Below are 12,400 nucleotides of genomic sequence, written 5' to 3' on the forward strand. Positions count from 1 at the left end.
CCAACCCCACTGCCCGCTCAGGATCAGCCTCTGTCGGGTTCGTGGCGAGAACACCATGGGGGAAAACATGGCCATCGCCGCCGATACACGCCCGTCCCGGGCCAGCACGCCGGGCACCTCGGGCAACAGTCCGCCCTCGATCGCGCCGGACGGACCGCCCACCCGGAAGGGACCGGACCGCCGGCAGTTGAACATCCGAGCCCGCCTGGCGTACGCCCGGTGCGGCGCCACCGCCGGGCCGCTGGTCGCGCCGCGGCGCCCGGACGCGGCGGTGGAGTTCCGGCACGTCGCCTCACCCGCGGCGCGGCTGGTGCTGACCCTGCTCGTGCTGGTCAACAGCGCGGCCGGGCTGCTGTTCGTCGCCTGGCTGCTGCTGCCCCAGCACGTGCCCGGCCCGGGCGTGGTCGGGCCCGGCGGCTGGGAGACGATCGCGGCCCGGCTGGGTTTCTGCGTGGTCGTCGGCGTCGAGTTGATCCGCCTCGCGCAGAACGTGGTGGTGTGGGTGTTCGCGTTCCGGGCCCGGGACCCGGTGCCGGTCGACCCGCCGGTCGGCCTCCGGGTGGCCCTGCTCACCACTATCGTGCCCAGCAAGGAGCCGCTCGACGTCGCGGAGCGGACGCTGCACCGGCTGCGGCAACTCGTCTACTGCGGCCAGGTGGACGTCTGGATCCTCGACGAGGGAGACGATCCGGCGGTGAAGGAGATGGCCGCGCGGCTCGGCGTCCACCACTTCAGCCGCAAGGGCCGGCCGGAGTACAACCAGCCCGGCGGGGAGTTCCGGGCCCGGACCAAGTCCGGCAACCACAACGCCTGGCGGGCCGAGCACGAGGACCGGTACGACGTGGTGGCCAACGTCGACCCGGATCACGTGCCGCTGCCCAACTTCCTCGAACGCACCCTCGGCTACTTCCGCGACCCGGACGTCGCCTTCGTGGTGACCCCGCAGGTGTACGGCAACATGCACCAGAATTTCGTCGCGCACGGCTCCTCGGTGCAGCAGTACCTCTACAACGGCCTCATCGCCCGCGGCGGCAACGGGCTGGACGCGCCGCTGCTCACCGGCACCGGGCACCTCTACCGGCCCGCAGCCTGGCGGACCATCGGCGGCTACCAGGACTCCATCATCGAGGACCACCTGACCAGCATTCGCATCCACGCCGCGACCAATCCGGAGACGGGCAACAAGTGGAAGGGCGTCTACACGCCCGACGTGGTGGCCATCGGCGAGGGCCCGACCTCGTGGGCGGACTACTTCAACCAGCAGAAGCGCTGGGCGGCCGGCATCTGCGAGATCCTCGTCCGGCCCGAACTGCGCGCACCGCGCGAGCTGCCGTCCCGGCGCCGCTGGCAGTACCGCCTGCTCCAGTTCTACTACCCGAGCGTCGCGGTCAGCCTGCTGCTGGGCAACCTCGCCACCGCGCTGTACCTGCTCACCGGGATCGGTTCGGCGCAGCTTGACGTCACCGTGTGGTCGGTGCTCTGGGGCTCGACCTTCGGCACCTGGTTCGTGCTGTGGCTCTGGCTCCGTCGCTTCAACATCGCCCCGCACGAACGGGAAGAGATCGGCCTGGTCGGCATGGCGCTGGCGTTGTTCGCCGGGCCCATCTACGTGGCCGCCGGGTTCACCGCGCTGCTGCGCCGCAAACTCGGGTTCGTGGTGACGGCCAAGGGGAGGCTGCGCACCATCGAGTCGTTCCGCACGTTCCGGCTGCACCTCTGCTGGGCGGGCGTCTCCGCCGGTCTGCTCGGCGCGAGCTTCGTGCTGGACAACAGCTCACCCCTGCTGCGGGCGTGGCCTGTCCTGACCCTCCTGACCGGTCTCGGTCCGCCACTGATCGCGCTCGTGTCGAACCTGCGGGCCACCGGCCAGCAGGACGACGAGGTGGTCGTGCCGGCCCCCGTCCGCGCGGAGACCGAGGAGGTCCACCCGCCACGGTCACGGGTCGCGGCTGAGGAGGTTCTCCGATGATGAGATTGACCTTTCCCCGGGTCGTGATGGTGTTGACCGGCGCGCTGCTGCTGACCTATGCCTTCGCCATAGCGCCCACCACCACCTCCGAGCGCCGGAGCGGGGCGGCGACGGCTGAAGCGAAGGCGCCCCGACCTCGAGGACCCTTCCCGCCGGCGGAAAAGACGTTCATCGGTGTCATGACCGACAAGGGTCCCCACGACTTCACGCCCGTGGACAGCTTCACGGCGGCCGCCAAGCGCTCGCCGCAGGTCATGCTCTTCAGCGAGGGGTGGGCGTCCGCCACGTTCGACCGGACACTCTTCGACCGGATCCGTGACCGCGGCATGATGCCGATGCTGGGCTGGGAACCCTGGGACTACCGGCTGGATGAACGGGCTCGGCAGCAGAAGTTGACCGCCCAGGAGATCGACCGGATCCGGTCGGATCAACCCAGCTACCGGTTGTCCCGCATAGCGGGCGGAGAGTTCGACAGCTACGTACGGTCCTGGGCGGAAGGGATCAAGTCACTCGGCTACCCGGTGGCCATCCGCTTCGCCCACGAGATGAACGGCTACTGGTACCCGTGGTGCGAGCTGGTCAACGGCAACGAGCCGGGTGACTACGTGAAGGCCTGGCGTCACGTGCAGGACGTGTTCCGGGCGGCCGGGGCCACGAACGTCGCCTGGGTGTGGAGCCCGAACGTCAGATACACCGACCTGACCCCCGCAATCTCCACGTATTACCCGGGCGACGACTACGTGGACTGGGTGGGCGTCACGGGCTACTACGGCAAGTACGACTTCGCGCCGTACCTCTCCTTCGACGAGGTCTTCAAAAAGACCATCACCGAGATCCGCACCTTCAGCAAGAAGCCGATGGTCATCACCGAGACCGGTGCTTCCGACCACATCGGGCGGAAGGCCGAATGGATCAAGGACGCCTTCCAGACCCTGCCCAGATATCCGTTCATCATCGGGCTGATCTGGTTCGAGGTGAACAAGGAACTCGACTGGCGCATCGTCAGTTCCCCGGCCGTGTCCACGGCCTTCGCCGACGCGGTCGCTGCCCCTCGCTACCAGGTCACCTGGTCGCCGGACGTGTTCCTCCGCACGAAGGACTAGTTGTGAAGAGGTTGACCACTGCGCGGGCCCTGCTGGTACTCACCGGCGCACTGCTGCTGACCTACGCGGTCGCCATCGCGCCGGCCGCCATGTTCGAGGGCCGGAAGGACGGCCAGTCCGACCGGCCTGCGAAGGCTGAGCCAAATGCCCCGCCCCGGCTGGCTGCGGAACCCTTCCCACCGAGCGGCAAGGCGTTCATCGGTGTCATGACCGACAAGGGCCCGTACGACTTCGAGGCGCTGGACTCGTTCACGGCGGCCGCGAAACACCAGCCGCAGGTGATGCTCTTCAGCGCGTGGTGGAACTCGGACAACTTCGACCGGACGCTCTTCGACCGGATCAGTAGCCGGGGCATGCTGCCGATGCTGGGCTGGGAACCGTGGGACCACCGGTTGGACCAGGCGGCCCGCGAGAAGAAACTGCCGCCCCGGGAGATCGACAAGATCCGCTCCGACCAACCTGCCTACCGGTTGTCCCGCATCACCGCCGGGGACTTCGACCCCTACCTGCGGTCCTGGGCCGAAGGGATCAAGTCCCTCGGCTACCCGGTGGCCATCCGGTTGGCGCACGAGATGAACGGTGACTGGTACCCGTGGTCCGAGGCGAGCAACGGCAATCGGCCGGGCGAGTACGTCGAGGCGTGGCGGCACGTACACGATCTCTTCCGCGCGGCGGGGGTCACCAACGTGACCTGGGTGTGGAGCCCGAATTCCCGATGGGACGAGTCGCTCCCGAAGCTCTCCGGGTTGTATCCGGGCGACGACTACGTCGACTGGGTGGGTGTCACGGGCTACTACGGCATCGGCGCCTACACGGACTACGGCTCCTTCGACTCGATCTTCGGCCCCACCATCACCGAGATCCGCGCGTTCAGCAGGAAACCGTTGGTCATCACCGAGACCGGTGCCTCCGACGCCACGGGGCGCAAGGCCGAATGGATCACGGAAACGTTCCGGGCGCTGCCGCGTTACCAGGACATCCTCGGGCTCATCTGGTTTGAGGTGGACAAGGAACTGGACTGGCGCATCGTCAGTTCGCCGGCCGTGGCGCAGGCCTTCGCCACGGCGGTCGCCAACCCTCGCTACCAGGTCAGCTGGTCGCGCGACATGCTCCTGCGCACGATGGTGGAGGACTAGATTCCCGGACATAAGGGCTTAACCGCCATAAGCTGGGCTGAAGGTTGAACGGGTGGCGGTGGAGAAGGTTGTGACGTGGTACGGCTGACCAGGCCCCGGCTCCTCATGGTGGTGATCGCCGCGCTGCTGCTGGCCTACGCCTTCGCCGTGGCGCCGATCACCACGAGCGTGGGCGGGAAGGGCGCCGCGTCCGGCCCGCCGACGAAAGCCGAATCGGGCGTGGTGGTGCCGGCTGGTGCCGACGCCCCCCAACTCGGACTGGCGGCGGAACTCTTCCCGCCGGCCGGCAAGGCCTTCATCGGTGTGATGACCGAGAAGGGCCCGTACGACTTCGCGGCGGTGGACCGCTTCGCCGTGGCCGCGCGGCGCGAGCCGCAGGTGATGCTCTTCGGCGTGGGCTGGGAGTCCGGCACGTTCGACCGGGCGCTGTTCGACCGGATCACCGCCCGGGGCATGCTGCCGATGCTGGGCTGGGAGCCCTGGGACCCCCGGGTGGACGAGGCGGCCCGGAAGCAGCGGCGGCCCCCGCGCGAGATCGACCGGATCCGGTCCAGCCAACTCCGCTATCGCCTGGACCGGATCGTGAGCGGCGACTTCGACGGCTACCTGCGGTCCTGGGCCGCGGGAGTGAAGTCGCTCGGCTATCCGGTCGCCATCCGGTTCGCCCACGAGATGAACGGCAACTGGTACCCCTGGGGTGAGAAGGCCAACGGCAACCAGGCGGGGGAGTACGTCCGGGCCTGGCGGCACGTGCACGACCTCTTCAACTCCGCCGGCGCCACCAACGTCATCTGGGTGTGGAGCCCGAACGCCCGGTGGAGCAAGACGACCGTGAACCTCGCCGAGCTCTACCCGGGTGACGACTACGTCGACTGGGTGGGCGTCACCGGCTACTACGGCACGGGAGCCTGGGCGAACTACTGGTCCTTCGACGAGATCTTCGGCCCCACCATCGCGGAGATCCGCACCTTCAGCCGCAGGCCGCTGGTGGTCACGGAGACCGGCGCCTCCGACGCCGGCGGGCGCAAGGCCGAATGGATCCGTGAGTTGTTCCAGACGCTGCCCCGCCATCGGGACATCATCGGGCTCATCTGGTTCGAGGTGGACAAGGAGCTGGACTGGCGCATCGTCAGCTCGCCCGCGGTGGCGACGGCCTTCGCCGAGTCGGTCGCCGCGCCGCGCTACGACGTCCGCTGGTCACCGGAGATGATTCCGCGCACCGAACTGGGCGAGTAGGCCGGCCGTCATCCGTCGCGTCCCGGCTCTGGTTTTGTGCCGGGAAGCAGCCGCGCCGCGGCACGCCGCAGCGGCCGGCCGTCCTTGGCGATCTTCTTCATCCGTCGCCACGCCGTGCGCCCCGGCGAGCCGGCCGCACCGCCTTCGGCCGCCCCCGGGAGCGTCCGGGGCCGCGGCCCCTCGGGCCCCGGGGCCGGCTGTGCGGTCCGGGCCACCGGATCGAGGCCGGTGTCCACCGCTCGCACCACCGCGTCGATGATCTGCGGATTGCGGTCGATGGTGGTCAACGCGCGGTCGAGGATGCGGTTCAGCTCATCGAGCCGGACCTCCAGCATCGCCTCCGTCGTCACGCCCCGGATGTCGATCCGGACCGTGCCCAGCCGGGCCTGCACCCCGACGTCCAGGTGGAGCAGCCCGCCCAGCCCGGCGCGCAGCGACACGTGGGCGTCCAGGTCGTCGACCTCGACGCGGATGTCGTCCACCTGCAGATGGGGGATCTGGAGGACCACGTCCGGATCGGACATCGTCGGGCCGCTGTGGTGCACGTCGGCGGGCTGCCGCCGGTCGCCCTCCTCGGCCGGGCGCCGCGGCTCGGCGGCTCCTGCCCGCGGCTCACCCGGATCCTGCCCACCGTTGCCCACCTGACCTCCGTCGCCCGCCCCGCCAGCCGTCGGCGTGCCATTCCCGGAAAAGACGGCGGCACACCTGCGCCCGGCCGGTGAACACCCCGGCCGACGGTCGGACCTCGCGCCGCGCCGGCGCTCACACCAGGCCGCGCACCGCCTTCACCGCCGCGTCCACGTCCGCCTCGCTGTTCGCGATGGTCGCGCCGAACCGCAGGTGCGACGGGTTGTACGGGGTACTGCTGGCGATCACGCCGGCGGCGTACAGCCGACCCACCGCCTCACCCACCGGCACGTCGGGTACGTCGCAGCAGACCACCCCGGCGGAGAGTTCGGCCGACCGCGGGGTGACCAGCCGCACCCCGCGGACGTTGGCGAGACCCTCCTTGAGCCGGCCGGCCAGTTCCCGGTTCCGCTCGGCGACCCGCGCCGGACCGATCCGGTGGTGGAACTCGAACGCGTCGGCGAGCGCCCAGCGGTGCTCGAAGCTGTGGTAGCCGCCCGGCGTGTGCGCGGGCCCCGGGGGCGTCGGCTGCCCGCCCGTGCCGGCGAAGAGCCACCGGCCGATGCTGCGCCGGTCGAAGGTGGGGATGACCGGGGTCATCCGGCTCCACGCCCGGGTGCTGCCCCAGACCAGGCCGGTGCCCCGCGGCCCGAGCAGCCACTTGTGGCAGCCGGAGACCAGCACGTCGCAGCCGAGCTGCTCCGGGGTCGCCGCGTCGGCGGCGAAGCCGTGCACCCCGTCGACGCAGACCAGCGCCTCGGGGCTGCGCGCGCGGACCGCCTCGGCGAGTTGCCGGACCGGCAGCTTCACGCCGGTGCTGGAGTGCACCCAGGTCAGCGCGACGACCCGGGTGCGGGCGGAGACCGCCGCCGTGAGGTTGCCGACCATCTCGTCGGCGGTGGTCACCGCCGGATCCTGGTAGAGGCGTACCCGGCGTATGGCCACCCCGTCCCGCTCGGCCCGCAGCCGCAACGACTCGTGGGTGGCGTAGAAGTCGTGCTCGGTGGTGAGCACCTCGTCGCCCGGCCGCAGCCGCACGGCCGTGTAGACCAGTCCGAGGCCCATGGTGGTCGAGTCGGTCAGCGCGATCTGGTCGGGACGGGTGTCGAGGTGGCGGGCCGCCTTTTCGAGCACCGCCCCGTCGAGGCGTTCCTCGTTGGCGCCCAGGTAGCCGACTGCGTCCCGGTCGAGCCCGTCGCGGTGCGTGGCGACGGCGGCGCGCACCGGGGCGGGGTGCGGCGCGAAGACGAAGGTGGCCAGGTGCGCCCGGCTGCGGTCGAGCGCGAACTGGGCCCGTACGCTGTCCCAGCTCGCCGGGTCCAGGGCCGGAGCGGCGCTCGGCGCCGGCCCGGCTGACTCCCGCCGTTCCGGCTCACAGCCGGTGGCCAGGCCGGTCACGCCGGCCGCCGCGGTCACGCCGAGCAGGTTCCGTCGGGTGAGCTGCATCGGTCCATCGTCCACTGTCCACGTCACGGACAGGTCACCGAGCCGCGTCGGGGCGCCGGCGCACGGCGCTCGACGACCGGTGATTTCGCCGATGCGGTGGCCGGGCGGGCACTCCAATACTGACGCATGTCGATGGATCTCCCTACCCGACAAGGAGCAACCGACGTGCGACCAGCCACCACCCCCCGTCCCCGTACCCGTATCGGTGCCCTGGCCCGACTCGCCGTGGCGGCCGTTCTGGCCGTCGGCGGCGCCCTGGCCGTCCCCGCCGGCGCGCAGGCCGCCGCCAACCCCTACGAGCGCGGCCCCGCGCCGACCAACGCCATCCTGGAGGCCAGCCGCGGTCCCTTCGCCACCACGTCCTACAGCGTCTCCGCGCTGAGCGTCACCGGCTTCGGCGGCGGGGTCGTCTACTACCCCACCAGCACCAGCGAGGGCACCTTCGGCGCCATCGCCATCTCGCCCGGCTACACGGCCACCTGGTCGAGTCTCAGCTGGCTCGGACCGCGGATCGCCTCGCACGGATTCGTGGTCATCGGCATCGAGACCAACACGCTCCTCGACCAGCCGGACAGCCGCGGTCGCCAGCTCCTGGCCGCGCTGGACTACCTGGTCCAGCGCAGCACGGTCCGGAGCCGGATCGACGCCAGCCGGCTCGCCGTGGCCGGGCACTCGATGGGCGGGGGCGGCACCCTGGAAGCGGCCGCCGCCCGGCCGTCACTGCAGGCTGCCGTCCCGCTGGCACCGTGGAATCTGGACAAGACCTGGTCCGGGGTGACGGTGCCGACGCTCATCGTCGGTGGGGAGAGCGACACCGTGGCCCCGGTCGCCAGCCACTCGGAGCCCTTCTACACCAGCATCCCGGCTTCGTCCGAGAAGGCGTACCTGGAGTTGAACGGGGCGAGCCACTTCTTCCCGCAGACGGTGAACACGCCGATGGCCAAGCAGATGGTGGCCTGGCTGAAGCGCTTCGTGGACAACGACACCCGCTACGAGCAGTTCCTCTGCCCGGGCCCGAGCGGACTGGCCATCGAGGAGTACCGGAACACCTGCCCCAGCTCCTGAGCATCGCTCCCGGGGCGGCCGCCACGGCGGGGGGGCCCCCCCGGGGGGGGGGGCGGCGCCCGGGGGGGGGGGGGGGGGGGGGGGGGGGGGGGGGGGGCCCGGGGCCCCCGCGGGGGGGGGGGGGGGCCCCGGGGGGCGGGGGCCCCCCCCCCCCCCCCCCCCCCCGCGGCGGGGGGGCCCCCCCCCCGCCCCCCCCCCCGCCGTGCGGGGCGGCCCTAGACTCGGCGTGCGTAAAGGAGGCGGGCGGGATGGGCGGCACCGGTTCCCCGGGCCGGGTCGACGGGCGGACCGCGCGGGCCACCCGCACCCGGACCGCGATCGTCGAGGCCCACCTCGCGCTCATCGCCGAAGGCGACCTGCGCCCGACGGGCGACCGGATCGCCGAGCGGGCCGGCGTCTCGCTGCGCGCGCTGTGGACCAACTTCAAGGACATGGAGACGCTGTTCGAGGCCAGCGGCGAGGAACTGCTGCGCCGCCAGGACGCCGCCTGGCGGCCGATCCCCCCGGCGCTGCCGCTGGCGAAGCGGGTCGACGCCTACTGCCGGCAGCGGGCCCGATTGCTGCAACTCATCGCGCCGTCCGCCCGGGCGGCGCAGCTGCGCGAGCCGCTCTCCCCGCAGTTGCACCGCAACCGCCGCAAGCACATCGACCGGGTCCGCGACGAGGTCGAGCAACTCTTCGCCGCCGAGCTGGACCGGGCCGGTCCCGGGCGGGAGCAGCTCGTGCACGCGCTGGTGGCGGCGAGCATGTGGTCGGCCTGGTCGATGCTGCGCGACGGGCTGGGGCTCGGCGTGGGCCCGGCCCGCGCGGTGATGGCCCGCACCGTGGGGGCGCTGCTGGCGGATCCCGAGGGGCAAAGTCTTTTCCGACTGGTTACCGATAGGTGAAACTGGATGCATGGTTACTGCATCCAGAGTGCAAATAACCTTGCGCGGGCGGGACGACGAGTGCCGAGCGATCCGCGGCCTGCTCGACGGCACGGACGGTGGCGCGCTGCTGTTCCACGGCGAGCCCGGCTCGGGCCGCAGCGCCGTGCTGGCCTACGCCCGGCAGCACGCCGGTGAGCGGGCGGTCCTCGCGGGCGCCGGGCTCGCCGACGAGGCGACCCTGCCGTACGCGGGCCTGCAACGCCTCCTCGACCCGGTGCTCGACCGGGCCGGGTCGCTGCCCGACCGGCAACGGCGGGTGCTGCGGCGCGTGCTGACCGGCGGCGGCTGCCCGGACGCCCAGCGGCTGACCCTGGCCACCGCCGTGCTCGGCCTGCTCGCCGTCGTCGCGAGCGACCGCCCGCTGCTGTGCACGATGGACGACGTCGACGCCGGCGACCCGCAGACCGCCGGGACGCTCGTCGTCGTGGCCCGCCGGCTGAGCCGGCTGCCGGTCGCCCTCGTGGTCACCGCGGCCAGCGAGGCGGCAGCCGGTGACCTGCCCGCCCGCCGGCTGCGCCCGCTGGACGAGCAGCAGTGCCGTGCCCTGCTCGCCGACCGGCGGTCCGCCCCACCGCCGACCGCGGTGGTCGCCGAACTGGCGGCGCTCAGCGGCGGCAACCCGCAGGCGCTGGTCGACCTGGCCGACACGCTCACTCCCGGCCAGTGGCACGGGGACGAGCCGCTGCCCGCGGCCCCGCCGGCCGACGGTGCGCTGGGCACCGCCTACCGCGCCCACCTCGACCGGCTGCCGCCGGACACCCGGCGGGTGCTGCTGCTCGCCGCGCTCGACCCCGACGGCGACCCGGCCACCCTGGACCGGGCCGCGCGCGCCGCCGGCCCGGGCGTCGAGGCGCTCGCACCGGCCGAGGCCGCCGGCCTGCTGCGCGCCGGCCCGGCGGGCGTGACCTTCCCGCACCCGCTGGCCCGAACGATGATCGAGGTCGTCGCGCCGCTGGCCGACCGGCGGGCGGCCCACCTGCTGCTGGCCCGGGCGCTGGACGGCCGGCCGCTGCGCCGGGCCCTGCACCGCGCCGCCGCCACCGACGGCCCCGACCCCGCGCTGGCCGCGGAGTTGGAGGCGGCCGCCGCCGGCGCGGACGACCGGACCGCAGCCGCCGCCGCGCTGCGCCGCGCCGCCGAACTCAGCGACGACCCCGCCCGCGCCGCCACCCGGACGGTCGCCGCCGCCCGCTGCGCCTGGACCGCCGGCCACCCCGAGCCGGCCCGGCGCCTGCTCGCCGCGCTGCCCGCCGGCCCGGCCACGACCGGCCCGGCCGACCTGCTGCGCGGCGAGATCCAACTGCGCTGCGACGCGCCGTCCACCGCGGTCGCCACCCTGCTCGCCGCCGCCGAGGCGGTCGCGCCGGCCGACCGCGGGGCGGCCCTGCTCGGCCTGGTCCGGGCGGGCGAGGCCATCTGCCTCACCGGCGACCACTACCGGTACGCGGAGGTGGCGCGGCGGGCGTGGGCCCTGCGCCGGCCCGGAGACCCGCCGGACGTCGAGCTGCTGACCACGTTCGCGGCCGGCGTCGGGGCGACCCTGCGCGGCGACCACGAGCAGGGCGGACCGGCGCTGCGCCGGGTCGTCGTCCTCGGCGGCCGGCTGACCGGGCCGGCGCTCACCCCGGCCGCGCTGGTCTGCGCCGCCGTGGCCGGGCTGCTGGTGGCCGTGGACGGCGCGGCGCACCGGCTCGCCGACCGGGCCGTCGAGCTGGCCCGGGCCCGCGGGGAACGGTCGGTGCTGCCCCGCGCGCTGGAGCTGCGGGCGGTCGCCGAGTACTGGCTGGGCCGGCACGCCACGGCCGCGGAGACCGCCCGGGAGGGGCTGCGGACCGCCCGTGCCAGCGGGCAGCGCACCTGCGCGCAGGTCCACCTCGGCATCCTCGCAGTGCTGGCCGCGGTGCGGGCCGACCGGGCCACCAGCCTCGCCCGGATCGCCGAGATCGGCGACGGCGCCACCCCGGGCAGCCGCCCCTACGCGTACGCGCAGTGGGCGCTCGGCGTGCTCGACCTGGTCGACGGCCGGCACGCCGACGCGGCCACCCGGCTGGCGTCGCTCGCCCGCACCGGCACCGGCCGCGGCCAGGTCCTCGTGCAGGTGATGGCCACGCCCTACCTGGTGGAGGCCGCCGCCCACGACGGCCGGCGGCCCGCCGCCGCGCTCGCCGTCTTCGACCGCTGGGCCAGCAGCACGACGAGCCCCTCGCGCCGGGCCCTCTCCGCCCGCTGCCACGCGCTGCTCGCGCCCCGTGGCAGCGCCGAGGCCGAGCGGGAGTTCCGCACGGCGCTGCGGCTGCACCCCACCGACACCGACCGGTTCGAGCGGGCCCGCACCGAGCTGCTGTTCGGCCGGGAACTGCGCCGGGCCCGCCGGCCGCGGGACGCCCGGGCGTACCTGCACCGGGCGCGGGAGACGTTCACCCTGCTCGGCGCGACCGTCTGGGCCGAGCAGGCCGGCGCGGAGCTGCGCGCGGCAGGGGAGTCGGTCGGATGGCCGCAACAGCCGCCGGTGCAGCTGCTGACCGGCCAGCAGCTGCACATCGCCCAACTGGTCGCCGAGGGGGCCACCAACCGGGAGATCGCCACCCGGATGTCGCTGTCCACCCGGACGATCGACCACCACCTGCGCAACATCTTCCACCGGCTCGGCGTCCGCTCCCGCACCGAACTGGCCCGCCTCTTCACCTGACCGCGAGCCGGCGGCACCACCCGCCACGTACGGTCCGCGCACTCGACGCGACCGGCTCGGGCCCTGCGTCGGTCAGCCGCGCTTCGGGGCAGTGCGGGGACGCGCACCGTCCTAGCGGCGTCCCGTCCCCGTGGCGTCACCGGGTGGGGACGTCGTGGGGTCCGCCCGTGACGGCCGGTTGACGCGACCTCCGGCAGGGT

Annotated in this window: 9 protein-coding genes; 7 read left to right on the top strand and 2 right to left on the bottom strand. The window is 73.4% G+C overall.

Going from position 1 to position 12,400, the window contains the following annotated elements; all coding sequences use genetic code 11:
* The first annotated feature begins 67 nt into the window (after positions 1–67).
* The 4 genes from ACFYPD_RS06300 (at position 68) to ACFYPD_RS06315 (ending at position 5,444) form a co-directional block, all read left to right on the top strand.
* A complete protein-coding gene (locus ACFYPD_RS06300) occupies positions 68–1,969 on the top strand; it encodes a glycosyltransferase family 2 protein (RefSeq protein WP_387109648.1) in 1,902 nt (633 codons plus the stop codon).
* Complete coding sequence (locus ACFYPD_RS06305) at positions 1,966–3,072, top strand: glycoside hydrolase family 26 protein (RefSeq protein ID WP_387109650.1); 1,107 nt, start codon at positions 1,966–1,968, stop codon at positions 3,070–3,072. Before ACFYPD_RS06300 ends, ACFYPD_RS06305 begins: the two co-directional genes overlap by 4 nt.
* A 2-nt stretch (positions 3,073–3,074) precedes the next feature.
* Positions 3,075–4,208 carry a glycoside hydrolase family 26 protein gene (locus ACFYPD_RS06310; protein WP_387109652.1) on the top strand — a complete coding sequence of 378 codons (1,134 nt, stop codon included), beginning with the start codon at positions 3,075–3,077 and terminating at the stop codon, positions 4,206–4,208.
* A gap of 75 nt (positions 4,209–4,283) precedes the next feature.
* On the top strand, positions 4,284–5,444 hold the full coding sequence (locus ACFYPD_RS06315; protein ID WP_387109654.1) for a glycoside hydrolase family 26 protein: 1,161 nt from the start codon (positions 4,284–4,286) through the stop codon (positions 5,442–5,444).
* Between the two features lie 8 nt (positions 5,445–5,452).
* Here ACFYPD_RS06315 and ACFYPD_RS06320 read toward each other — a convergent pair whose 3' ends face one another.
* Positions 5,453–6,085: a hypothetical protein gene (locus ACFYPD_RS06320; RefSeq protein ID WP_387109656.1), complete on the bottom strand. Its 633-nt coding sequence runs from the start codon at positions 6,083–6,085 to the stop codon at positions 5,453–5,455.
* A 121-nt stretch (positions 6,086–6,206) separates the two neighbouring features.
* Positions 6,207–7,517, bottom strand: a complete 1,311-nt coding sequence (locus ACFYPD_RS06325; RefSeq protein WP_387109658.1) for an aminotransferase class V-fold PLP-dependent enzyme — start codon at positions 7,515–7,517, stop codon at positions 6,207–6,209.
* A gap of 126 nt (positions 7,518–7,643) precedes the next feature.
* On the opposite strand from ACFYPD_RS06325, the gene ACFYPD_RS06330 reads away from it, so the two are divergent.
* From ACFYPD_RS06330 to ACFYPD_RS06340, 3 genes are all read left to right on the top strand, one after another.
* Entirely contained in the window at positions 7,644–8,582 is a 939-nt protein-coding gene (locus ACFYPD_RS06330; protein ID WP_387109659.1) for an alpha/beta hydrolase family protein, read from the top strand.
* 248 nt (positions 8,583–8,830) lie between these two features.
* Positions 8,831–9,469, top strand: coding sequence for a TetR/AcrR family transcriptional regulator (locus ACFYPD_RS06335; protein ID WP_387109660.1), 639 nt, complete (start codon positions 8,831–8,833; stop codon positions 9,467–9,469).
* Positions 9,470–9,509: 40 nt separating this feature from the next.
* On the top strand, positions 9,510–12,200 hold the full coding sequence (locus ACFYPD_RS06340) for a LuxR C-terminal-related transcriptional regulator (RefSeq protein WP_387109662.1): 2,691 nt from the start codon (positions 9,510–9,512) through the stop codon (positions 12,198–12,200).
* Positions 12,201–12,400 lie beyond the last annotated feature (200 nt).

It is taken from the genome of Micromonospora sp. NPDC005299 (genome assembly GCF_042872345.1).
Classification (GTDB): domain Bacteria; phylum Actinomycetota; class Actinomycetes; order Mycobacteriales; family Micromonosporaceae; genus Micromonospora.

Bases quoted from the DNA above. Each gene is read 5' to 3' on its own strand.
- ACFYPD_RS06300 (WP_387109648.1), top strand. From the start codon at position 68: ATGGCCATCGCCGCCGATACACGCCCGTCCCGGGCCAGCACGCCGGGC.
- ACFYPD_RS06305 (WP_387109650.1), top strand. From the start codon at position 1,966: ATGATGAGATTGACCTTTCCCCGGGTCGTGATGGTGTTGACCGGCGCG.
- ACFYPD_RS06325 (WP_387109658.1), bottom strand. From the start codon at position 7,517: ATGCAGCTCACCCGACGGAACCTGCTCGGCGTGACCGCGGCGGCCGGC.
- ACFYPD_RS06330 (WP_387109659.1), top strand. From the start codon at position 7,644: ATGTCGATGGATCTCCCTACCCGACAAGGAGCAACCGACGTGCGACCA.
- ACFYPD_RS06335 (WP_387109660.1), top strand. From the start codon at position 8,831: ATGGGCGGCACCGGTTCCCCGGGCCGGGTCGACGGGCGGACCGCGCGG.